This window comes from Saccharopolyspora sp. NPDC050642 (genome assembly GCF_040654735.1).
Classification (GTDB): domain Bacteria; phylum Actinomycetota; class Actinomycetes; order Mycobacteriales; family Pseudonocardiaceae; genus Saccharopolyspora; species Saccharopolyspora elongata.
Window position 1 is genome coordinate 677,995 of record NZ_JBFAIN010000001.1, and the last position, 22,644, is coordinate 700,638.

Annotated in this window: 18 protein-coding genes; 8 read left to right on the forward strand and 10 right to left on the reverse strand. The window is 71.6% G+C overall.

Annotated elements, in window-relative coordinates:
• Positions 1-3: 3 nt before the first annotated feature.
• On the reverse strand, positions 4-1,380 hold the full coding sequence (gene eccD, locus AB0H93_RS03190) for a type VII secretion integral membrane protein EccD (RefSeq protein ID WP_358566560.1): 1,377 nt from the start codon (positions 1,378-1,380) through the stop codon (positions 4-6).
• A 107-nt stretch (positions 1,381-1,487) separates the two neighbouring features.
• Here eccD and AB0H93_RS03195 point away from each other — a divergent pair, with 107 nt between their 5' ends.
• Positions 1,488-2,972 carry a protein kinase gene (locus tag AB0H93_RS03195; RefSeq protein WP_358566563.1) on the forward strand — a complete coding sequence of 495 codons (1,485 nt, stop codon included), beginning with the start codon at positions 1,488-1,490 and terminating at the stop codon, positions 2,970-2,972.
• Between the two features lie 27 nt (positions 2,973-2,999).
• On the opposite strand, the gene AB0H93_RS03200 is transcribed toward AB0H93_RS03195, so the two are convergent.
• From AB0H93_RS03200 to AB0H93_RS03210, 3 genes are all read right to left on the reverse strand, one after another.
• Complete coding sequence (locus AB0H93_RS03200) at positions 3,000-3,242, reverse strand: Imm1 family immunity protein (protein WP_358566566.1); 243 nt, start codon at positions 3,240-3,242, stop codon at positions 3,000-3,002.
• A gap of 276 nt (positions 3,243-3,518) precedes the next feature.
• Entirely contained in the window at positions 3,519-4,076 is a 558-nt protein-coding gene (locus tag AB0H93_RS03205) for an XRE family transcriptional regulator (RefSeq protein ID WP_358566569.1), read from the reverse strand.
• 134 nt (positions 4,077-4,210) lie between these two features.
• A complete protein-coding gene (locus AB0H93_RS03210; RefSeq protein WP_358566571.1) occupies positions 4,211-4,954 on the reverse strand; it encodes a GntR family transcriptional regulator in 744 nt (247 codons plus the stop codon).
• A gap of 258 nt (positions 4,955-5,212) precedes the next feature.
• Here AB0H93_RS03210 and AB0H93_RS03215 point away from each other — a divergent pair, with 258 nt between their 5' ends.
• Positions 5,213-5,614: a hypothetical protein gene (locus AB0H93_RS03215; RefSeq protein ID WP_358566574.1), complete on the forward strand. Its 402-nt coding sequence runs from the start codon at positions 5,213-5,215 to the stop codon at positions 5,612-5,614.
• A gap of 3 nt (positions 5,615-5,617) precedes the next feature.
• The gene (locus tag AB0H93_RS03220; RefSeq protein WP_358566577.1) at positions 5,618-5,863 is read left to right on the forward strand and encodes a hypothetical protein; all 246 of its coding nucleotides are present in this window, start codon (positions 5,618-5,620) and stop codon (positions 5,861-5,863) included.
• A gap of 16 nt (positions 5,864-5,879) precedes the next feature.
• Here AB0H93_RS03220 and AB0H93_RS03225 read toward each other — a convergent pair whose 3' ends face one another.
• The 4 genes from AB0H93_RS03225 to AB0H93_RS03240 all read right to left on the reverse strand — a co-directional run bounded on the left by AB0H93_RS03225 (position 5,880) and on the right by AB0H93_RS03240 (position 12,247).
• The gene (locus tag AB0H93_RS03225) at positions 5,880-8,063 is read right to left on the reverse strand and encodes a transglutaminaseTgpA domain-containing protein (RefSeq protein WP_358566580.1); all 2,184 of its coding nucleotides are present in this window, start codon (positions 8,061-8,063) and stop codon (positions 5,880-5,882) included.
• Complete coding sequence (locus AB0H93_RS03230) at positions 8,060-9,181, reverse strand: DUF58 domain-containing protein (protein WP_358566583.1); 1,122 nt, start codon at positions 9,179-9,181, stop codon at positions 8,060-8,062. The genes AB0H93_RS03225 and AB0H93_RS03230 overlap by 4 nt, the downstream gene beginning before the upstream one ends.
• 2 nt (positions 9,182-9,183) lie before the next feature.
• Positions 9,184-10,137, reverse strand: coding sequence for a MoxR family ATPase (locus tag AB0H93_RS03235; RefSeq protein ID WP_358303905.1), 954 nt, complete (start codon positions 10,135-10,137; stop codon positions 9,184-9,186).
• A gap of 82 nt (positions 10,138-10,219) precedes the next feature.
• Positions 10,220-12,247 (reverse strand): fibronectin type III domain-containing protein, encoded by a 2,028-nt coding sequence (locus AB0H93_RS03240; protein ID WP_358566586.1) that lies wholly within the window; start codon positions 12,245-12,247, stop codon positions 10,220-10,222.
• A 133-nt stretch (positions 12,248-12,380) separates the two neighbouring features.
• On the opposite strand from AB0H93_RS03240, the gene AB0H93_RS03245 reads away from it, so the two are divergent.
• A complete protein-coding gene (locus AB0H93_RS03245; RefSeq protein ID WP_358566589.1) occupies positions 12,381-13,610 on the forward strand; it encodes a type VII secretion protein EccE in 1,230 nt (409 codons plus the stop codon).
• 112 nt (positions 13,611-13,722) lie between these two features.
• On the opposite strand, the gene aztA is transcribed toward AB0H93_RS03245, so the two are convergent.
• Positions 13,723-14,433 (reverse strand): zinc ABC transporter ATP-binding protein AztA, encoded by a 711-nt coding sequence (gene aztA / locus AB0H93_RS03250; protein ID WP_358566592.1) that lies wholly within the window; start codon positions 14,431-14,433, stop codon positions 13,723-13,725.
• Positions 14,434-14,510: 77 nt separating this feature from the next.
• On the opposite strand from aztA, the gene aztB reads away from it, so the two are divergent.
• The 4 genes from aztB (at position 14,511) to aztD (ending at position 18,749) form a co-directional block, all read left to right on the forward strand.
• A complete protein-coding gene (gene aztB / locus AB0H93_RS03255) occupies positions 14,511-15,356 on the forward strand; it encodes a zinc ABC transporter permease AztB (protein WP_358566595.1) in 846 nt (281 codons plus the stop codon).
• Positions 15,357-15,378: 22 nt separating this feature from the next.
• Positions 15,379-16,587: a hypothetical protein gene (locus AB0H93_RS03260; RefSeq protein WP_358566598.1), complete on the forward strand. Its 1,209-nt coding sequence runs from the start codon at positions 15,379-15,381 to the stop codon at positions 16,585-16,587.
• Positions 16,584-17,528: a zinc ABC transporter substrate-binding protein AztC gene (aztC, locus tag AB0H93_RS03265; RefSeq protein WP_358566601.1), complete on the forward strand. Its 945-nt coding sequence runs from the start codon at positions 16,584-16,586 to the stop codon at positions 17,526-17,528. Before AB0H93_RS03260 ends, aztC begins: the two co-directional genes overlap by 4 nt.
• Before the next feature lie 63 nt (positions 17,529-17,591).
• Positions 17,592-18,749, forward strand: coding sequence for a zinc metallochaperone AztD (gene aztD, locus AB0H93_RS03270; protein ID WP_358566897.1), 1,158 nt, complete (start codon positions 17,592-17,594; stop codon positions 18,747-18,749).
• A 134-nt stretch (positions 18,750-18,883) separates the two neighbouring features.
• Here aztD and AB0H93_RS03275 read toward each other — a convergent pair whose 3' ends face one another.
• On the reverse strand, positions 18,884-22,429 hold the full coding sequence (locus AB0H93_RS03275; protein ID WP_358566604.1) for an AAA family ATPase: 3,546 nt from the start codon (positions 22,427-22,429) through the stop codon (positions 18,884-18,886).
• Between the last annotated feature and the right edge of the window lie 215 nt (positions 22,430-22,644).

Sequence of the window (22,644 nt, forward strand, 5' to 3'; positions counted from 1 at the left end):
CGCTCAGCCCCCCAGCCCGCGGACGTAGCCGTACAGGCCGAGCACGGCGCACACCACCGGGACGATGGCGACCATCACCAGGATCTCGGAGTACTCGGCGAACCGGCCCAGGTAGGGGTTCGCGGCGTGGGTGCTCAGCAGGATGCCGGCCGCGATCACCGCGGCGGCCACGACCAGCAGCAGCGGCCCGGCGAACACCAGCCCCGCCGCCGTCACGCCCGGGCCGACCACCAGGCAGCCGACGCCGAACATCCCGGTGACCAGCAGCGGCACCCGTTGCCGCAGGATCGGGTAAAGCCTCGCGCGCAGCAGGAATCCGACGGCGAGCACCGCCGCCATCACCACCGAGCTCGCATCGGCGCTGCCGACCAGCGCCACCAGGCAGCACATCGCCACGACCGACGCCCCGGTCAGCATCCCGGTGAGCAACCCGTCAGCCCTGGCCACCGCGGCGTGGACCAGTTCGAGGGGCGGCGGCGGATCGTCGCGCACCAGATCCGCCGTCGATCGCGGCAACACCGGCATCGGCACCCTGCCGAGCCGCAACGCCAGCGGAGCGAACACTGTGGACAGTGCCAGCAGTCCGCCGCCGACCACGGCCGCCACCTGGTAGCCCGCCCAGCCGTCGATCGTGCCCAGCCAGCCGGCGAGCACTCCGAGCAGGCCGACGGTGACCGCACCCGCGAACAGGGCCTGGGCCGCGGTCACGCCGAGGTAGCCCACCAGGCCCGCCAGCAGCAGCGACGCACCGGCGAGTATCAGGTGGCCCGCCGACAGCTCGGTCACCGGATTCCGCCCGGCCAGCAGCAATCCCCCACCGGCGAAGGCGAACGGCAGCGCGACCCCCGCCAGCACGGCCCCGGCGTCGGCATCACCGGCCGCGCGGGCCAGCACCACGCCCGCCGCGAGCAGCAGCACTGCCGTGCCCAACGCCCACAACGCGGGCGATGTCCACGGCGGGCCTGCGCGCAACACCGCGACCAGGCCGAGCAGCACCGCCGCCGCACCGGCCGCCAGTCCGGCCAACCGGGTGTGCCGCGGCCCCCACGCCCGGCCGGTGTGCCCGGATCCGGTGGCGATCGCGTCCACCAGGTCGTCGTACTCCAGCTCCGGCCAGCTGATCCGGCGCGGCGCCAGGTGCAGCACCTCCCCGTCCCGCACCCGGTGCGAGCCCAGCGTCCGGTCCAGGTCGAACGCCGTCCCGTCGACCCTGCGCAGCTGCCAGCCGCCGCCGGTGACGCCGTCGTCGGCCAGGCCTTCGCCCGCGCGCGCCAGCAGGCCGGGGAGGAGCTCGGCGACGGCCGCGTGCTCTGGCAACGCCATGTCGATTCGCCGCCGTGGAGCGGCGATGGTCACTCTGACCAGGCCGGTAGTCTGCATGGTCGAAAGCTTCGACCGCGGCGGGCGATCGCGGGTGGCGAAGGCAGGAACCTGCCGCGTTGTGCGACTTTCGCCGCAGACCGGCCGCACTCCTGGAGAATGGGCGCATGAGCATCGAGAGCAGCGGCGCGGTGGGCGACCTGAGGCTGCTCGCCGAAGGTCCGACCGCCAAGGTCTACGCGGGCCGGCTGGTCGATGACGGCCGCGCGGTCGCGATCAAGATGTTCGCCGACGGTTTCGACGCCGACACCACGGCGTGGCTGGATCGCGAGCGCAAGGCTCTCGATGCACTGCGGGAGGTGCGGCCGATCCTGCCCGTCGACGCGGTGATCAAGCACCGCGACGGGCGCTCCGGGGTGCGGATGGAGCTGTGCCGGGGCTCGGTGGCCGGGTTGTTCGACTCCGGCGTCGCGCTGTCGCTGCGCGACGTGCTCGCCATCGGGTCGGCGATCGCCACCGCGCTCGCCGCGGCGCACCGGGCGGGCATCCTGCACGGCGGCGTGACGCCGCACAACGTGCTGTACCGCCGGTCCGGCGAGTTCGTCCTCTCCGACTTCGGATTGGCGCTGCGCCGCCGTTTTCCGCGCGACCCGATGCACGCGGTGACCTACACCGCCCCCGAAACGCTGCGCGAGGACACCATTTCCGCGGCATCCGACCTGTACGGACTGGGCGCGATCCTGCACACCGCGCTGACGGGCGCGCCGCCGTTCCCGCGCCGCACCGGGCAGCAGCCCGGCGAGCGGATCCTCCAGGTGCTTCGGGAACCGGTGCCGCCGATCCGGGCCTCCGGAGTGCCGGCCGAACTGTCCGATGTGGTCGGTTGCCTGCTCGCCAAGGACCCGGCGGACCGGCCGCAGGACGCCGCGATGCTGATGACGTTGTTCGCCAAGATCCAGCGAGCGACGGGCGGCGGCGCGATCGAACCCGGCCACGACTCCGGTGAGGCCGACGACGAGCAAGACGAACCCGCCGCCGAGTTCGACGACTTCGCCGAGGTCGGGCAACACCACCCGCCGGCCGCCGGGCACGCCCCAGCGCCGGTCTCCGGGCAAGTCCCACCGGTAGCTTCCGGGCACGCCCCACCGGTGGCCGGACCGGCGACACCCGGCCGCACCCTCGTCCACACCTTCGGCGGCGAGCCGAAGTCCGGCAAGCGCCCGCACAACCGGCGGCGCACCGGCATCCTGGTCGGCCTCGGCGTGGTCGTCCTGGGCCTGACGGCCGTGCCACTGGTCATCGGGTCGGGCGAACCGGCGACGCAGGCGGAATCCGCGCCCACCGCGGTCGCCGCTCCCCCGCCGCAGCAGCCGGCCGACCCGAAGCCGGACGTGAACCTCGAAGTGGCCCCGCCGGAAGACCGGGGCGACCAGGTCCAGCTGACCTGGCGAGCCGACGGCGACCTCGACTTCGCGGTGGTGGTGGCGGGCGAGCGGATCGACACGATGGTCCTGGTCGCCAACCGGGACCGCACCAAGGTGGTCCCGGTGGACCCGGCCCGGAGGTACTGCTTCCAAGTGAGGGCCACGGACGGAAAGCACATCTACACCAGCGACCCGATCCCGATCCGAGGCACCCGCTGCAACCTCTGAAACGGAGCGCAGGCGTCGTCGAGTCGATTACTCGCCAGGCGTCTCCGGGTAGAGGTCGCGCCATGTCACCGAAGCGGGCCGGTCGGCGGTGTGCAGGAACTCGACGAGGGCCTTGGTGAATCGCTCGACCGGCAGACCCGATCCGGGCGGAAAGTCGTCGTCGTCGAACTCGCAGCCCTCCGAGGCCGGATCTCCCTCGGGGTACGCCTTGTCGCGGGTGGCGTCCTGGTAGCTGAGGTACCCGAATCCGTCGACGACGGCGGCGAACACGTCTGATCGGGAAAGTTCGTTTCCGCGTCCCACAACGGCCGACCGTTGTGCACCAGCCGGGCCGAGTCCGCTTGGGGATCGGAGAGCTGCTCGACGAACCCCACGACCTCCTCCGGAGTGTTCAGGGTCGCGTTCAGCCCCTGGCACGAACCATCGAGACCGACAACTGCCCAACCTGCCCTAATGCTCATCCCATCACCTTCCGACCGACGTCGGTACGCCCTGCAGCACTAACGCACCCCTCGGCCGGTCCGCTCGCCGACGCGCGGGCCAGGTCTACCTTCCCAGTACGGGGACGAGTCCCCGGAGCAGGTACGCCCCGCACCACCGGGACTCGGCGTCGGAGTCCAGGAGCGTTTCCTTCGTCAGGGCCTTTGCCAACTTCCGGGGATTCGGCGCAGTGGTCGGGTCTTTCGCAACCGCCTTGGACGTCTCCCAGTCGAGTTGCATCAGCTTGGACACCTCGGATGCCAAGGATAGGAACCGGACCTTCTCGTCCGTCTCCAAGCACTCCACGATGAGCTCGATGTCCTCGCGCATCGACATCTTCGAAAGCACCGCGAGCGCGTTCGCGCGCAGCGTCGACGTCTTCCCGGTTCGGACCCACTCCCGCACGTGGTTCGCCCCCGACTCACCGAGCTTCGACGCGAGAAAGAAGTCGACGGCGCGGCTGGACGGCGCGGTCGCCAACACTCCAGGGTCACCGCTGTCGATCGAACGGGCCAGCTCGGTGAGCGTCGGTCGGTCAGCCTTCATGGTGCGGGGGTGCGTGATGTCCCGGCGACGCAGCATGTCGTCTCCCAACGGGCCGAGTTCGCGTTCGTACGCCACCACGATATCGACCGTGATCGGCCGCCGACCAGTCTCGATCAGCCCGAGGTAGGGCTTGGAGCAGCGCCGGTGCCGCACCTGAACCAAGGCGATTTTCCGCTGGTACGGCCAAGGCTGTCCGCTCCATCAGGATGGCGTCAGATGGCATCCCATGCGTAGCGCAGTTCGTACGACTCGCCCGACATCACCATGTCGTTCACCTCGACCACCCGGTCGCCGCTCCACGTCCGGCGGCGAACCGTCAGCACGGGACCGCTGCCGAGGCCGAGCAGCTTCCGTTCGTTCGCGTCCGGCATCCGGGCGCTCACGATCTCCTCGTGCCCGGTGATCTCGTAGCCCTGTTCCTCCAGCCTGGCGAACACACCGCCCGGCCCGGTCTCCACCTCTTCCAGGGCGGTACCCCTGGTGATCTCACGGGGCAGCCGCGAAACAGCCAGCATCACCGGCTGATCGTCCGCACTCATCACCCGGTCGCGCACGCAAAGCTCGGAACCCTCTTCAACACCAAGGAGTTCCGCGTAGTCCTGAGCAGGCTCGAACCACACTCGGACCGAGGATGACGGGGCGAATCCCTGTGCCGCCGCTTCCGCCAGGAAAGCAGCCTTGTTCGCTTCCCGCCGGGCCTTCGACAGACGTTCGCGGGAGTCCAGCCGCCGGACCACCTTCGGCGGTGCGACGAACACGCCCACTCCGTGGCGCATCTGAACCAGGCCGGCGTCTCGAAGCTCCTTCAGAGCCTGGCGGACCGTTGTGCGTGATGCGTCGAACCGGTCCTGCAGAGCCTGCTCGGTCGGCAACTGATCGCCAACCGACAACTCACCCCGGTCGATCTGGCTGCGCAGCGTCGCCGCGATCTCTTGATACTTCGCTGCGACGGACATTGAAACACCTCGCACTAGACGTCTGAGTCCTCCCGAACGAGTGTCCCACCTTGCCCGAACGGCGCAGCAATCGCTACCTTCCGCCTAGTTGTATGAGACGTCTGTGGCGACATAGACAAGCGAGGTAACCGTGACTTGGTGGGGTCGATCGCTGCAGCGAACTCGGGCGGCGGTAGAGCGGCGAAGGAAGAGGCGCGAGCGGGAAGCCACCCGGACGCGGGTGGACCTGCGGAAGTGGCCCGTGCCTTGGGGGCTGCGATGAGCGAACCGCTGTCGCTTGAGCTGAAGGAGCTGCTCACCGAGTTGCGCTTGCGGGGTTGGACCCTGATTCGCTGGGGTCCGGAGCACGCCCCTCAGCTCATGGCCTCGATGTTCCAGCACCCGCAGGACTGCGCCGACGTCTTCATCCTCCGCAGCCAGGACCGGGCCACCGCGTACCGCGTGCCCACGCCGGACAGCGCTGGGGTGTTCAACCCGCAGGCCGTGGCTTACCAGTACCACGCCCCGGCACTGTGGACGCTCCGGGCGATTCTGGCGCTTCCAGCGCCAACACACCCGCAAGCTCCGTTCTGCATCCAGGAACCGGCTCATGAGTGCTTCTTGCCGGAGGAGCTGCCTCGGCCGGTTCTGGTCCGCCCGTTGTCACCGTCTGCGGGTTAGCGAATGGCAAAGCTCCCGTGTCAATGGCTGTACCTGGGCGGCTTCACCTTCCGCTGGGGACGTGGGGACTCCGCCATCGACGTCCTGCGCGGTGACACCGGGCCAGTTCACGAGAGCCACCGACGGGTGGCTTCGATTCCGGTCGATCGCAGCTGGGACGACATCCGGGACCTGGACCAGAAGGCGCGAGGGTGGCTGCACGCCACCGCAGCGCAGCGCGCAGCCGCGAGCCAGCGGAAGTCGAGATGACCTCTCGGCCCATCCTTCAGGAACGGTCTTGCTGACGGCTGGTGGGGAGCAGTGTGCGTAGTTCCAGTGCTGCTCTCAGCCTGGTGGACAGTGGGCGGGCCGCTAGTGCTCTCCGGACCTCTCGGACCTCTTCCCAGGCTCGTCGGGGTTGGCCGTCCGCCACCGGGACTCCCGACCACAGCGCCATGTCCAGCACCTTCGCCAGCCTTACCACCGGCTCCGCCGTTCGCTCTCCGATCATCGAGCCCGCCGACTCCGCCAGATCCCGCGGTGTCATCCCGATCCGGTACGGCACGCCGTGGGCTCGGATCCGGTCGCGGGCCTCCGCCCATGCACCCATCACACCGTCGGCGCCGGCCAGGCGCCTCCTGCGGCGGGCCCGCACGGACTTCGCCAGCGGCACTCCGACCAGCCAGCAGGCGAGCAGGAGCAGGGCTCCGGCAACCGGAACCACCACTGCCCACAGCATCGGGGCGGCGCTCGTTTCCTGTTCGCCCGCGTCCTCCTGCTGCCCCGGCGGGAGCTGGGGCGGGCGCAGTTGGTTCTCCGGCGGGAGCTGCTGCCTGGCCTGCGCTGCCGCCATCGCCAGGCCGGACCGCTCCCGGCCGGACTGGGTCGCGGTCGCGGTCGGGTCCAGCGGCACCCAGCCGACTCCCTCGACCGCGACCTCCGGCCACGCCAGCACGTCGCCGTTGCGCACCACCTTGAAGTCGCCCTCGGTCTTGTTCGAGCCGCGGAACCCGACGACCAGCCGGGCCGGGATGCCGTTCAGCCTCGCCAGGAGCACGTACGCGGCGGCGAACTGCTCGCTCGTCCCGCGCTTGCTCTCGAGGAGGAAGTGCCGCAGCTGCGGCCAGCCGTGCCCGGTCGGCAGGTCTTCGCCGACCGCGACCTGGTAGTTCTCGCTGAGGAACCGGTCGAGCTGCAGGGCCGCCTGGAAAGTCGGGCGCAGCCCGCGCACCGAATCCCTGGCCAGCCGCCCGATTTCCGGTGGCACCACGCCGAGCCCGCCGAGCCCGCCCGCCGCGTGGGGATCGACCGGGGCGACGCCCAGCCGCGCCGCGTCGACCTGGGGCGTCGACCAGCTCAGCCGGTAGGAGACCTCCTGCCCGGCGGGCACCGGCGGATCCAGCAGCAGCGCGCCCGAGGACTGGTCCACCAGCGGCGCGAGCCCGGTCACGCCCACCGGAACCGGCTGGCTCGGCAACCACGGCCCGAGCCCGCCCCGCACCCGCAGATCGGCCGCGCCCGCGGTGCCGCCCGGCACCCCGTCGAGGCCGGTTCCCATCCGGCGCAGCTGCGCGCCGGTCGACCAGTTGGTTCCGTCGAAGCCGTCCAGCACCACCAGGCGCCACCGGTCGACCGGTGCATCGCTGCGGTAGCGGAACACCTCCCGCTCGCGGTCGCCCAGCCGCGCCGCGATCTGGTCCAGCGGATTGCTGAGCCGGTTCTGCTGCAACGGCGCCAGACGGCCGTCCGCCAGGCGGTACGGATCGCCGCCGACCGGATCGAAGCCACCGATGAGGACGGAACCGGCGACCACGCCCACGATCGTCGGCACCACGAGCAGAATCCGCGCCTTGGACGACCGGGGCACCGGTTGGAGCCCACCGCGGGGCCGGGCGGCCGGGCGCCCGGGGCGCTCCGCCCAGAGCACCACTCCGGCCGGGACTGCGTAGGCGATCGCGGCAAGCAGCGCCGCGAGCCCGGTCAGCGCCTGGTACGCCTGGGCGAGCGCGACCACGGCCAGGCCCGGCAGCAACGCCACCATCGGCTTTCGCAGGCGCAGCAACAATTCCAGGCCGAGCACGACGGCGAGCAGCACCGCCAGCGGGACGAACAGCAGCTGCTCGGCATCCGGCCTGGCGGGCCAGGTTGACTGCAGGGTGAGCAGCCAGCCCTCGGTCAACCCGCGTTCCAGCACCCGCAGCGTTTCCCCGGTGGGCAGGCCCACCACGGTGGTCGGGAACAGGACCGACTCGATCAGCCCGAGAAGAGCCCCCAGCAGCACCAGAACCGGGCGCCACGGCGCCAGTTCCGGCCACCGCGCGGCCAGTTCGACGCAGCCGTAGCCGACGAGCACCACGACGAGCACCGGGACGATCAGCGGCGCCAAGCCGAAGACCGGGGCGAACAAGAACCCGGAAACCGCTGCGGCGCAGAGCGATCCGGCGACCGCCAGCCGGTTGCGCGCGGTCATGCCGGACCCGCCTGCAAGGCGTTCCACTTCGCCGCGGCATCGGCCGCGTCCGAGGCGGCGATCAGCCCGTTGCCCGCCGACGACTGCCGGGCTCCGAGCCGGACCAGCACGTCCGGCCGCCAGCGGTGCGCGGCCACATCGGCGTCCGGCCCGGTGATCACGACCAGGATGCCGCCGGGACGCGTCGCGTCGAGCGCGGCCGGCACCAGCGGCGCATCCGCCGCCGCGTCCTGGCCGACCAGGCACAACTCGTCCAGCAGCGACCTGGCCGCCCGCAGGCCGCTGTCGACCGGCGTGTCGATGCCGTGGGAGGTGATCAGCCGGCAGTGCTGCCCGGCCGACGCCGACGCGTAGAGCAGCGAGGCCGCCACCTCGACGGCTTCCTCGAAAACGGCCGGGCTCATCGCGGCGGGCCGGGTGTCGAGCACCGCCGTGAACCGCAACTGCGCCGGGTCGGCGTACTCGCGCACCATGAGCTGACCGGTCCGGGCCGTCGCTTTCCAGTGCAGGAAGCGCACTTCGTCGCCGATCACGTACGGCCGGACGGCGCGCAGGTCCGCCGAACCGCGCAGCGGCGGATCGGTGATCGGCCCGTCGTGGTGGTGCCGCGGATAGCCGGCCCGCGCGGGGCGCACCTGGTGCCTGCGCGGGTGCGCCCACAGGTGCGCGGTGCCGCCCGCGGTCCGGTCTCCATGAGCGAGGCCGAAGGGATCGAACCGGCTCAGCACGAGCGGGCCGACCTGGAGCCGGCCGCGCGCCGTGGTGAGCAGCTCGTAGTGGTAGGTGGCCTCCGCGCCGGGCGCGAGCGGGCGGACCTGCACCTCGTTCGCCTCGGTGCCGACCCGGTCGGCCGCGGCGAAGCCGCCGTGCCGGCGCGTGGTGCCGTTGCGGACCACCAGCGACGCCAGCGCGGGCTTGCCCCGCTCGACCCGGTCCGGGGTGACGGAGCGGATGACCTCCACCTTCGGCTGGACGAAGGTGGTGGCCACGGCGGCCAGCACCGCGCCGACCGCGACCCCGGCCAGAGCCCGGAACAGCGGGTACCCGGCCACCTCGCCGAAGGCGAAACACATTGCGGCCCCGAGTAGAACGAGGATGCCGCGGCGGGTGAGCCGCACCCCTACCTCCTCGCCGGGTCCGTCGGCACGGCGGTGTCCGCCAGCAGCTCCGCCACCACGTCGCTCGCCTGCCGCTGGCTCAGCTCCGCGTCGGGGGTGAGCACGAGGCGGTGGGCGAGCACCGGGACGGCCACGTCCTTCACGTCGTCCGGCGTCACGAAGTCGCGGCCGTGGGTGGCCGCGAGCGCCTGGGCCGCCCGGATCAGGGCGATGCTGCCGCGCGGGCTGGCGCCGTAGCGGACCGCCGGATGGGTGCGGCTCGCCGCGGCCAGCCGCACCGCGTAGGAGATGACCTCGGGGGCCAGGCGCGACTTCCGCACCTCGGCGATCACCTGCTGCACGCCGCTGATGTCGATCACCGGCTGCAGCTCGTCCGGGCTCACCCCGGCGCAGTCGCCCATCACCACGCGCACCTCGGCGTCGTGCTCCGGGTAGCCGACGGACAGGCGCATCAGGAACCGGTCCAGCTGCGCCTCGGGCAACCGGTAGGTGCCCTCCATCTCGATCGGGTTCTGCGTGGCCACGACGAGGAACGGCCGGGGCACGTCCTGGCTGACCGAGTCGACGGTCACCCGGCGCTCGGCCATCACCTCCAGCAGCGCGGCCTGGGTCTTCGGCGTGCCCCGGTTGATCTCGTCCGCCAGCACCACGTTGGCGAAGATCGCGCCGGGGTGGAACTGGAACCGCTCGGCGTTCTGGTGGTACACCATCACGCCGGTGATGTCGCCGGGCAGCAGGTCGGGCGTGAACTGGATGCGGCTCCACCCGCCGCCGATGCTGGCCGCGATGCACCGCGCCATGGTCGTCTTCCCGACCCCGGGCACGTCCTCGATCAGCAGGTGCCCCTCGGCGAACAGCGCGGCCACCGCGAGCCGGACGACGTCCTCCTTGCCGCGCATCACCACCTGCACGTTCTCGGCGATGAGGTCGTAGGCGACCTTGGGAGTGGGTGTCACTGCAGTTCCTTGCCCTTTCCTCGACGCGAACTCGCCGGCAGCACCGGCCCGATCCAGAAGACGACGCCTCTGATCCGCCCGGCTATCCCGGCGCTCCCGTCCAGTCGTCCGTGGCCTGGCCCGCCGGGGTCGTCATGTTGACCGTGATCTTGATGCTGCCGATCCAGGTGACGTTGTTGATGACGATCTCGGAAGGCCCGTCGCAGGGCGCAGAACTCGGAAAGAAGCCCATGAAGCGCGCCTCGCAGGTAGCGGACGAGCCCTTGCCGTCGGCGTCGACGCTCACGATCAGCCTGTTGCCGTCACCCCGCACGCGGGTGATCTCCACGGTGGGCGGGCCCGACGGCACGGTGACGCTCTGCTTGCCGGGCTTCCCCGTGAGCATGGGAGAACCGGACGGGCCGTGCCGGGTGACCGCGCGGACGGTGATGGTCGTGGTGCCCGTGATCCCCTGGAATTCCGTGCTCTGGCCGGAAACCTCGCGTTCGCCCTTGCCGGACGCGCTCACCAGGTAGTGCACCAGCTCAGCCCCGTGGCGCTCGGGTTCGGTCCAGGTCACGGAGACCCGTCCGTCGGCGCCCGCCTTCGCGGTGACCTTCGGCGCTTCGGCCGCGCGTCCCGGCACCACCGCCTTGGCGCTGGCGCCTGAGCCGCGACCCGCCGAGTTCTCCGCGGTCACGGTGATCACGTAGGACTTGCCGTTGGTCAGCCCGCTCACGGTGGCGCTCGACGCCGACCCGTCGACGGTGGTCGAGCCGCCCGACCAGCTCAGCCGGTACCTGGTGATCCGCGCGCCGTTGTTCGCGGCGGCGCCCCAGGTCACCGTGGCCGAGCCGTCGCCGGCGACCGCCTTGACGTTGCGGGGCGCGCCGGGCGGCGTCGCGGCCGCGACGACATCCGACAGCACGCCCGGCACCAGCGGCTCCGAGTCCGGCGGGTCCTCGGTGGTCGCCGCGTCGGCCGTCCCGTTGCGGGCGGCGTCGTCGATGGACACCTCGGCCGCCGATCCGTCCTCGCCGTCGACCACCAGCACCCGCGAGCCGTCCGAGGTGTCGACGTAGATCCGGTTGTCCTCGCCCAGCGCCGGTCGCGGCGGTTCGCCGTTCTCCGGAAGCTTCTTCGAGCTCTTCAGCTGGCCCTTGCTGTCGTAGGTGAGCACTTCGTGCCGGGTCTCGTCGACCACCATGACGACGTGCGAGGCCGCGACGGGTCCGGCGATCTTGCCTTCCCCGGGCAGGTCCACCGAGACGGGCCGGGCGGTCGGGCCGTTCTTCTCCAGCCCGGCGGTGTCGATCAGGTGCAGCTGCTTGCGATCCGGGTCGACGACGGCGAGCCGCCCGTCGACGGCGCTGTTGGCGACCTGCGCCGTGGGCGGCAGTTTGAGCCCGATCTCGGCGGATCCGCCGAGCCCGTCGCCGCTGATGGTGTGCAGCGTGTCCGCCGTGGTGTCGATGACCACCGCCCGGTCGCCGACGACGGCCAGCGCGCCGCCATGCCCCTTGGGCAGTTCCGCGGGACAGGCGAGCCGGGTGGCGTCTCGCGGCAGCTGGCAGATCGAACCGGTGTCGATCCGGTGCAGCCACACCGTTCCGTCGGAGGTCGCCACCGGCATGGACAGCGGGCCGCCCGCCGGGACGGTGGCCGTCGGGTCGCCGAGGCGCGCTACCCGGCCCGCGTTGCGGTAGACCAGGTACGGGCCGCCCGCGACCTCCAGCACGACCGGCCGCTCGGCGGCGGGTGGGGCGACGCTGTTCTCGACGCTCAGCGTCGACTTGCTGAACTCCGTGATCCGCGACCGCTCGACGACGTATCCGGAGCGCTCGCCCTGCACGACCTGGCTGCCCTGCTCCGCGCCGGGCACGCTCGCCCGCGCATCCACCTGGCCGGTCGACCCGTCGACGTGGAACGCCGACTGCGAAGCGCTGTTGTAGACCCAGTGGCCGACCTGGACGAACTGCAGGCCGGGCGGAACGGACGCCTGTCCGGTCACGGCCAGGCCGACCAGTCCCACGCAGCCGGCGACCAGCAGCGCGATCGCCGCGCGGCCGCGCGCGACGGCGCGAAGCCGCTGCAAGGCCGGGGATTTCGAGCCGGACGAGTCGTCAGTCACCCGATGACATTAACAAGCGGTCGATGAAGATCTGATGATAATCGCCAATCTCGGCCGGGAGCGATCCGCTGTCACCGAATCCTCATTTTCCCTGCGGACACTGGACCCGGGGAAGGCACGAGGAGGCAGCACGGTGACCGATCCAGGCGCGACCCGAGCCGGCGTGCGAATCAACGCACCGGCGATCCCGCAACCGCGACCGATTCCGGCGTGGCAACCGGCGCCGACCATGCACCCGGTCGCCGCCCCGCCGCCCGAGCCCGCGGCTCGATCTGCCGCCGGGCCGCCGGAAACGACGTCCGCTCGAGCACGTCCGCTCGGCGGGATCGGGGTGCTGCAGATCATGTGCTGGCAGCTCGTGCTGATCGCGGTCGTGCTGGTCATCGGCAGGCCGTGGCCCGCGATCGCCGCGGTCGTCCTCGCGGCCGCGATCGTCCTGGCACTGACCGCGGTTCGCACCCGCGACCGCTGGCTGTACGAATGGCTCGCGTTGTCCTGGAAGTACTTGCTGCGCAAGCGCGACCGGGATCTGCGGAGCGCGGACGAGGCCGGACGCGCCCTGCTGCGCCTGATCTCGCCGGAATCGGTGTGGCTCGTGGACGACGTCGGCGACGACGTGGTGTCGATGCTCAGCCGGGCCTCCGGGATCTCAGCGGTGCTGCAACCGAGAACGACCGCACGCGCCCCGAAACCGATGCCGCCGCCGGAGACGATGCTGCCACCGCTGAGCGAGCAGGCGCCGGCCTTCGCCGTGCAGGTGGTGCACCACGCCGGGTTCAGCCAGGCGCACGCACCACGTGTCTGGCTGACCCTGCAAGTGCTGCGCACGGTCGAAGTGCATCGGGACGCGGAAGTCCGGCAAACGCTGGGCAACGCCGTCCGGCGGGTGAAGCGCCAGCTCCGCCGCGACGGCACGCCCACCAGAGGACTCACCGAGCACGAGGTCCTCGGCACCATCTCCTCGCTCGCCCACGTCACGGCCGACCGCAGCCGCATCCGGGAGCAGTGGCGGCTCTGGCACACCGGCCCGGTCTCGCAGGCGACCTTCGAACTCGAAGGCTGGTCGGGCCTTTCCCCGGCGGTCGCAACGCAGGCATTGCACCGGCTGCTCGCGGCCGCGCCGCACGCAGCGGTGACGATCGCCGTCACGGCCCACCGGTCGACGACCGACAATGAGCCCCGCGTGAGCGCGACGATGCGCTTGGCGGCGGCGAACCTCCAAGCGCTGGAGCACACGACGCAGGTCCTGACCAGGCTGGCTCGCGGCTGGGGCATCGGCGTGGAACGCCTCGACGGGCGGCACACCCGGGGAGTGGCAGCCACCCTGCCGATCGGCCTCCCGGACGCACGGCAGGACCGCTGACAGCGGACACCAACGTCCTCATCGGACACTGCGACCGAAGGCGTCGATGTTTCCCATCACCAGCAGAAACCTTCCCCGCGAGACCGCGCTCGAACCTTCGCCGCACGTGATGTCAGCTCAGCGGCCGGATGCCCCAGACCTCTTCGAGCACCCGCGGGGTCAGGACGGCGCCGGGTGCGCCCGCGGCGACCAGCTTTCCGCCGTCGAGCACCAGGCAGTGATCAGCACGCATCGCTTCGGCGAAGTCGTGGGTCACCTGAACCACGGTCGTCCCTTGCGCTTTGGTGTTCTCGAGGGCCGCTGAGATCAGGCGTCGCGCTTCGGCGTCCAGCCCGGAACCCGGCTCGTCGAGCAGGAGCAGACCGGACTCCTGGGCGAGCCCTTGCGCGAGCAGGGCGCGCTGGCGCTGGCCACCCGACAACGAACCGAGTCGGCGGGCCGCCACCGGGAGGAGCTCCAGGCCGGCCAGGCATTCCTCGACGACGGCTCGGTCATGGGCGGTCAGGCGCCGCCACGGGCCGCGGTGCGCCCATCGCCCCATGGAAACCGTGTCGCGGACGCTGATCGGCAGCGAATCGGACACCGCACTTCGTTGCGCGACGAACGCGGGTTCCCGGTCCCGCTCGACCGAACCCGCGGCGGGCCTGAGCACACCCGCGAGCACGCCGAGCAACGTCGACTTCCCGGAGCCGTTGGGACCGACGACGGCTGTCATCCGCCCGCGCGGGAACGTGGCGCTGAAACCGCGCAGCACCGGTTCGCGCGTGTAGCCGACCGTCAGGTCGCGGACGGTGATCTCCGGTTGATCGCTGGTGATCGTCACAGCACCCCTCGCACGGTGTTCGGCGTCACCGAACCATATCTACATTGATAATCATTTTCAATATAGAGTGCTGCCTCATGGATTGGCTGTTCGTCCCGTTCGAGGTGTCGTTCGTGGCGCGGGCGCTGTGGGCCGGGACGCTCGTCTCGTTGATCTGCGCGCTGGTCGGCACGTGGGTCGTCCTGCGCGGCATGGCGTTCCTCGGCGACGCCATGTCGCACGGGATGCTCCCCGGTGTCGCGCTGGCCTCGCTGCTGGGCGGGAACCTGCTGCTCGGAGCGGCGCTCAGCGCAGGTGCGATGACGCTCGGCGTGACCGCGCTCGGCAGGTCGTCGCGGCTGTCGCAGGACACCGCCATCGGGCTGCTGTTCGTCGGGATGCTGTCGCTGGGCGTGATCATCGTTTCGCACTCGCAGTCCTTCGCGGTCGACCTGACCGGCTTCCTCTTCGGTGACGTCCTGGCAGTGCGCGGGCAAGACCTCGCCTACCTCGCAGCGGCGCTGGTCGTCGCCGCGGCGGTGTCCGTGCTCGGCCACCGCTCGTTCGTCGCGCTCGCCTTCGATCCGCGGAAGGCGCACACGCTCGGCCTGCGGCCCCGCCTGGCGCATGCCTGCCTGCTCGGCCTGATCACGCTGGCGATCGTCGCGTCGTTCCACGTCGTCGGAACGTTGCTGGTGTTCAGCCTTCTCATCGCGCCACCCGCCGCAGCCGTCCTCTGGGTCGACAGGATTCCCGCGATCATGCTCGTCGCGGCGTTGATCGGGACTGCCGCGACGGTCATCGGGCTGGTCGGCTCGTGGCACTGGGGCACCGCGGCCGGAGCGACGATCTCGGCGTCCGCGGTCGCGCTGTTCTTCCTCTCCGCGCTCGGTGCGGAAATCCGCCACCGCATGCAGCGGATCTCAACCACGTCAGGCGAGTAGAAGCCGGAATCCAGGGGTGATCGTGAGCCACATCAGAAAGAAATCCACCGCCGTCGCGGGATTGTCGGTCGCCGCGGCGGTCCTCGCGGGATGCGCCGGGCCGGATACGCCGACGCAGCCCGAAGAGTTACCGCACGGCTACGTCGAAGGCGCGGAGGAGGCAGCCGAGGCGCAGTCGCGCCTGGTGGTCGCCGACGCGGATGCCGGAACCGTGCGCGTGCTGGACCTGATCACCGGCGATGTCACGGACGCCGGTCAGGTGCGCGGTGTCGAGGACGTCGTCGGTGACGGGCGGTTCGCCTACCTGGCATCGGGCCAGTCGGTCCGGATCGTCGACAGCGGATCCTGGATGGTCGACCACGGCGATCACGTGCATTACTACCGCGCCGCCGTTCGCGAGGTCGGCACGATCGCGGGAACCGGGCCGGTGCGCGCGTACCGCGATCCAGCGGTCGTCGCGGTGTCGTTCGGCGACGGCACGGCCAGCCTGCTGGATCGCGCCGAGCTGGATGCGGGCACGATCGCCGAGACGGGCAAGGTCGAGGACGTGGCGCGTGGCGCGGCGGTGCTGCCCTTCGACGGCCACGTCCTCGTACCGGTCGAGCAGCCCGGTCGGGCCGGCGCGGTGCAGGTCCGGAGCCGGGACGGGCAGCCGGTCACGACCATCGACCAGCCCTGCCCCGGCCCGGCCGGTGCCGCTGTCACCCGGCGAGGCGTCGTGTTCGGTTGCGCCGACGGCGCTCTCCTGGTCGGTTCGAAGGACGGCAGGTTCAGCGGCGAGAAGATCCCGTACCCGCGGCCGGTCCCAGAGGACGAGCGAGCGCAGGAGTTCGACCATCGGCCGGGCAGCGACACGCTCGCGGCGAAAGCCGGTGAAACCGGCGTCTGGTCGCTCGATGTCGCGCACCGCAAGTGGACGTACGTCGCCACCGGCCCGGTGCTGGCGGCCAACGCTGTCGGCGCCGGCGGGCCCCTTCTGGCCCTCACCTCGGATGGGGCGCTGCACGCGTTCGACGGCGAAACCGGCCAGGAGACGGCGGTCGTCCCGCTGCTGAGCGATCCGGTGGCGGGCGGGGCCGAACCGACGATCGAGATCGACACCAGCCGGGCCTACATCAACGACGCGACCGCGGGCGTCGTCCACGAGATCGACTACAACGACGCGCTCCGCCGCGCTCGCACCTTCGAACTCGGCGGCCGGGCCACTCACCTGGTGGAGACGGGACGATGAGCGCTGGAAAACGAAACGGCGGCCGACGCTCCGCCCGGCTCCTCATCGCCTCGGGGATCGCATTCCTGCTCGCGCTCACCGGCTGCGCCGCCGGGGAGCAGGACCGCTCGGGCGTGGTCGTCACGACCAACATCCTCGGCGACATCACCCGGCAGATCGTCGGCGACGAAGCCGAGGTGACGGTGCTGATGAAGCCCGACGCGGACCCGCACTCCTTCGGGATCTCGGCGCAGCAGGCGGCGGAGCTGGAGCAGGCCGGCCTCGTCGTCCACAATGGATTGGGCCTGGAAGAAGGCGTGGCGCGCAACGTCCAGGCGGCGGAAGCCGCCGGGATCCCGACCCTGGCCGTGGGCTCCGAGGTGGATCCCGTCCGCTACACCGCAGCGGGCACCGACGGCCGCCTCGACCCGCACTTCTGGACCGACCCGCAGCGCGTGAGCCGGGCGGTCGACGTGATCGCCGAGCAGGTCATCACGCACGTCGAGGGCGTGGATCCGCAGGCCGTGCGCGCCAACGCGGCGCGGTACCGGGCCGCGGTCGACCGGCTCGATGCGGAAATGGGCCGGCAGTTCGCCGGCATCCCGGCCGAACGCCGCAAGCTGGTGACCAACCACCACGTGTTCGGCTACCTCGCGCAGCGGTACGACTTCGAGGTCGTCGGCGCGGTGATTCCCAGCGGAACAACGCTCGCCTCGCCCAGCGCGTCAGACCTGCAGTCCCTCGCGGACACGGTTCGCGCGGCCGGCGTCCCGGCGATCTTCGCCGACTCCTCCCAGCCGGACCGCCTCGCGCAAGTCCTCGCCGACCAGGCCGGACTGGACGTCGAGGTCGTGCCGCTGTTCTCCGAATCGCTGAGCCGGCCGGGCCGGGGCGCCGGCGACTACCTGGAAATGATGCGGTCCAACGCCGAGTCCATCGCACGGGGACTCGGCCGGGGCTGAACCGCGCGAGCCCGGAGCCCGGGCACCTGCTGGATTCGTCCGTCCGAAGTGGATTGGAAGATGATGATGAACACCGGTTCTCGCAAGAAGATCGCCGCAGCGTCCGCGGCGTTATCCCTCACCGTCGTGCTGGGTTCCTGCGGCACCGCGCAGGCACCGCCCCGGGAGAACGCGGTGGCCGATCCGGTCACCGTGACCTACGACGGTGGCGTCTACGTCCTCGACGGCAGGACCCTGGAAGTCGTCAAGGACCTGCCGCTGGCAGGCTTCAACCGCCTCAACCCGGCCGGCGACGACCGCCACGTCCTGGTTTCCACCGCGACGGGTTTCCGCGTGCTCGACGCGGCCGGCGCGAACCTGAGCGACGTCGAGTTCAAGGGCGCCAAGCCCGGTCACGTCGTGCCGCACGCCGGCAAGACCGTGCTCTTCTCCGACGGCACCGGCGAAGTCACGGTCTTCGATCCCGAAGCGCTCGGTTCCGGCATGCCGCCGACCGAGGTGTACCGGACGCCCGAACCGCACCACGGCGTCGCGATCGAGCTGGCCAACGGCGAGCTCGTGGTCACGGTCGGAAACGAGGAGGAGCGGGTCGGCATCGCGGTGCTCGACGCCGCGCGCAAGGAGATCGCGCGCAGCGAGGAATGCCCCGGCGTGCACGGCGAAGCGACCGCGCAGGGCGAGGCCGTCGTGATCGGCTGCGAGAACGGTGTGCTGATCTACCGCGGCGGCACCATCACGAAGGTCGCCGGCCCCACCGAGTACGGCCGGATCGGCAACCAGGCCGGCTCCGCCGCGTCGCCGGTCGTGCTGGGCGACTACAAGAAGGACGAGCACGCCGAACTGGAGCGCCCCCAGCAGGTTTCGCTCATCGACACCACCACCGGAAGCCTGCGGCTGGTCGACATCGGCACCAGCTACACCTTCCGCTCCCTCGCCAGGGGGCCGCAGGGCGAGGCCCTCGTCCTGGGCACCGACGGCCGGATCCACCAGATCGACCCGGTGACCGCCCAGGTCACGCGGGCGATTCCGGTCCTGGACCCGTGGCAAGAACCGCTGGAGTGGCAGCAGCCGCGGCCCGCGATCTTCGTCCGCGGCGGCACCGCCTACGTCACGGATCCGGCGCAGAAGAAGATCCACGCGATCGATCTGGCATCGGGGAACAACCTCGCCACCGGCGACCTGCCCGCCACCCCGAACGAACTCAGCGGCGTCCGCCCCTGACACGCTGACCGAGGCGATCTTCGACGCCTCGTTGCGCCGCCGAACCCGGTACCGGCGGTGGCCGCAGCTCACGACGAGCCCGGCCACCGCCGGGCGCAGTTCGGAACCCGGAGGCGTGACGGCGCGGCAGGCCGTCAGAGGTATTGGCCGAACTGGTCGGTTCTGGTTGCCAGGTGGTTGATGTGGACTCCGGACAGGTCCGCCGGGCGCAGGAGGCCGACCTCCGCCGGGTCCTGCCGTTCGGCGGCCGTGATCCGCTCGCCCTGCAACGCGATCGCCCGGTCCAGCAGGTTTCGGACGACCCGGCCGTTGCCGAACGATTCGTCCCGGCTCGTCGCCCGCAGGATTCGGCGGACCTCCGCGCGGACGCCTTCGTGGACGGTGAACCCCGCCGTGCTCGCCAGGCTCTCGAAGATCTCGACGAGCTCCGCCTCGTCGTAGTCCGGGAAGTGCACCACCGAGGGGAAGCGCGAGGCCAGGCCGGGGTTGGTGCGCAGGAACTCCGTCATCCGGCTCTCGTACCCGGCCGCGATCACCACCAGGTCGTCGCGGTGCTCCTCCATCAGCCGCAGCAGTTCCGCGATCGCCTCCGGGCCGTAGGAGTGCCTGCCGTCCGGCGGCGTCAGCGCGTACGCCTCGTCGATGAACAGGACGCCGCCCCGCGCTCGCTCCACCGCCGCGCGGACCTTCGGCGCGGTCTGGCCGATGTACTCGGCGATCAGGTCCGCGTGCGAAACCTCCACCAGGTGGCCGGAGGACAGCAGGCCGAGCTTCGCGTACACCGCCGCGACCAGCCTGGCGACCGTCGTCTTCGCCGTGCCCGGATTGCCGGTGAACACCAGGTGCCTGGTGCGGGCCGCGAGCGGCAGCCCGGCGCCGCGGCGCAGCCGGTCCGCTTCCGCTTCGGCGACCAGCAGGCGCACTTCGCGCTTCACCGACTCCAGCCCGATCAGGCCGTCGATCGCCGCCAGCGGGTCCGCCGGGAGGTCCGCGTGCACCGGTTCGACCGGGGTGTCCGGCACGTCCACGGCCTCGATCCGGTGCAGCGACTCGTCCGCGCTCACCACGCCGTCCGCGAGGATTCGCCTGGACTGCAACGAGACCGCGCGTTCCAGCAGGCTGACCGCGAGGCGGCCGTTGGTCATCGCCGCGTCGCGGCGGGCCGTGCGGACCACTGCCCGGGCCTTCTCCGGCACCCCGTCGCCGAGCGCGAAGCCCGCCGCCGCGGCCTTGCGCTCGAACAGCTCCACGACCTGCTCGTCGGTCAGGTCCGGGAAGCGCACCACCTTCGGGAAGCAGGCCGCCAGTTCCGGGGTCGCCTTGAGCAGGCCGTTCACCGCGGCGTCCGGGCCGCACAGGACCACCAGCAGATCCGCCGAGCGCGACTGCAGGCCCGCCAGCAGCGCGTCGATCACGCCCTGGTTGCGGGCCCGGTCGACGTCGATGCCGGGCCGGGCGAGCGTGCCCGCGTCCTCGATGCACAGCACGCCGCCCATGGCCCTGTCGAGCGCGCGCTGCACCCCGGTGGCCGCCTCCGCCACGTGCCGCCCGGCGAGGTCCGCGCAGTCGACCACCACCAGGTGCCCGGAGGACAGCAGGCCGAGATCCGCGCAGGTCCGGCCCAGGACCCCGGCCACGGTCGTCTTCCCGGTCCCCGGCGCACCGGTGAACACCAGGTGCCGAGGGCGCACCGCGCCCGGCATCCCGGCCTCTCGGCGCAGCTTCGCGGCCCGGACCTCGGCGAGGACCAGGTCCAGTTCGCGGCGGAGCGAGTCCAGGCCGACGCAGTCCGCCAGGTCGGTACCGGCCGAGTGCTCCGGCAGGTCGCGGCCGAGCACCTCCACCGGTCCCCCGCTGTTGCGGGCGCGGGCCGCGTCGACGCCGCGCCGCGCCAGGTCCTCGATCAGCCGGGCGCCACGCATGTTCTGCGGCCCCACCGCCGCCAGCCGGGCAGCCGACCGCGCGGCCTCGTCCGCGGCGGTGGCGCCCCGCCGGGCCACCGCGCGCCGGAACAGCTCGCCGAGGTCCTCCGGCGCGAAGTCGGCGGTCCTGGCGACCCGGAACTGCTGGAGCAGCGCCGGATTCACCGCGCCCACCCGGTCGTCTCCCCCGGCCCGGCACACCGCGATCACGTGCAGCTCCGGCAACCGCTTCACCAACCGCCGCAATTCCTCCAGCAGCGCGGCACCGGACCGCTCCAGGCCCGCCAGCTGGTCGAGGCCGTTCACCACCAGCACGTCGTGGGCGCCGAGGCCCTGCGTCTTCTGCTGCAGGTGCACCACGGCGTTGCTGACGTCGAGGCTGGCGAACTCGGCCTCGGAAACCCATGCCTCGGTGCGGTTGCCGCCCGCCTTGAGCAGCATGCCGCGCAGCACTCCCGCCGCCGTGCCCCGCCCCGTGCTTTCCGGGCCGGTCAACAACATCCGCACCACCCTGGTGCGGCCGTGCCGGAAATCCGCCAGCTCGGCGCGGACCGCCGCGGCCAGCTCCGGCTGGCCCACCAGGGCCGCCGCCGGATCCGCGGCCGCCGAGTGCAGTTCCTCGCCGCCGACCAGCTTCGGCACCAGTGGGTTGAGCACCCTGCGCGGCCGGGCCAGCACCCGCAGTTGCCGCTGGAAGTCCCGCACCGGGACGAAGCAGCTCGGCGTCACGATGCCGTCCGGCAGGCCCTGCACCACGCCGCTGATCCGCATCGCCATGTCCAGCCAGGCGCGGCAGACGTCCACCTCGCCCGCCAGCACCGCGCGCCCGAGCCACCCCAGCACGAGGTTGTGCCAGCTGTCGCCGTCGAAGTTCTCCTTGAGCCGGACGAACATGGCCTGCACGACCTCGAACATCGCGTGGCCCGTGGTGAGCGCGAGTTCGACCGGCACCTCCGCCAGCTCGGCCTGCAGCATCAGGCCGGCCAGCGCGATCTCGTGCTCCACCGAATAGTCGATGTCGGGGATCGGGCCGGCACCTGCGACGCCCGGCGACCGCTCCAGCAACCGCTGGTGCGCGGCCAGGAACCCCGAGCACGCCCAGTCCAGGTAGCCGGCCGGGCCGCTGAGCTCGGGCAACGCCGCCAGGACCGACTCGTCCGCGCGCTGCGCCCACAGGTCCGCCAGCCTGCCGAGGGGCGCGACGAGGTCCTGCTTGGCGAGCGCCGGGTCCGCCGCGCGCATGTCGTGCAGCGCGATCAGCGCCTGGCGGCGCGGTTCGAGCGGTTCGATCCCGGCGAACACGTCCAGGCAGCGGCGGGCGACGCCGAACGCCAGCTCCCGCAGATCGGGGTCATCACCGGCACCGTCGAGCAGCCACTCCACCGGCGGCCGGAACCGCGACGCGCTCGCGCTCCAGGACCAGGTGCGGTTGGGCCGCCACGGCTGGGCCGCGAAGCCGCCCATGGTCTCCCGCTGCAGGTCGGCGGCGTTGCCGCCGCGGACCGCCGCCGTGCCGACCAGGAACTCCAGCAGGAACCACAGCTCCGCTCCAATGACGGTGGTGTCCTCGGCGAAGAACTCCGGCAGTTCCACGGCCAGCGCCTCCGCGGCCGGGTCGCGGTTGAGCTCGACCGCGCGCTCCCCGATCTCCTCGTACAACCCGTCCGGCACCCGCCACGGACCGTGCGAGTACACGTCCAGCACGGGCTCGTCGGACAGCAGCAGCTGGAGGTGCTCGGGCAGCAGGGGTCGGTCCACGGTCGGCCACCTTACTTCCGCCCGCCGGCCACCCGATTCCAGGCGAAGACCACCGATCACTCACCCGACGGTGAAGCGCCGGGAACGCCTCGCCACCGGATGACCGCCAGTAGCCGGATCATCGCTGTCGGTCCTGGTTCCGGCGCCGCGACTGCTCCTCTCCGCGCACGACCGACCACTGGGAATGACATTCCCAGTCACTGGGAAGAATTGCT

Excerpts from the sequence above, each read along its gene's own strand:
- eccD (WP_358566560.1), bottom strand. The coding sequence starts at position 1,380 with ATGCAGACTACCGGCCTGGTCAGAGTGACCATCGCCGCTCCACGGCGG.
- AB0H93_RS03195 (WP_358566563.1), top strand. The coding sequence starts at position 1,488 with ATGAGCATCGAGAGCAGCGGCGCGGTGGGCGACCTGAGGCTGCTCGCC.
- AB0H93_RS03210 (WP_358566571.1), bottom strand. The coding sequence starts at position 4,954 with ATGTCCGTCGCAGCGAAGTATCAAGAGATCGCGGCGACGCTGCGCAGC.
- AB0H93_RS03215 (WP_358566574.1), top strand. The coding sequence starts at position 5,213 with ATGAGCGAACCGCTGTCGCTTGAGCTGAAGGAGCTGCTCACCGAGTTG.
- AB0H93_RS03220 (WP_358566577.1), top strand. The coding sequence starts at position 5,618 with ATGGCAAAGCTCCCGTGTCAATGGCTGTACCTGGGCGGCTTCACCTTC.
- AB0H93_RS03225 (WP_358566580.1), bottom strand. The coding sequence starts at position 8,063 with ATGACCGCGCGCAACCGGCTGGCGGTCGCCGGATCGCTCTGCGCCGCA.
- aztB (WP_358566595.1), top strand. The coding sequence starts at position 14,511 with ATGGATTGGCTGTTCGTCCCGTTCGAGGTGTCGTTCGTGGCGCGGGCG.
- aztC (WP_358566601.1), top strand. The coding sequence starts at position 16,584 with ATGAGCGCTGGAAAACGAAACGGCGGCCGACGCTCCGCCCGGCTCCTC.
- aztD (WP_358566897.1), top strand. The coding sequence starts at position 17,592 with ATGATGAACACCGGTTCTCGCAAGAAGATCGCCGCAGCGTCCGCGGCG.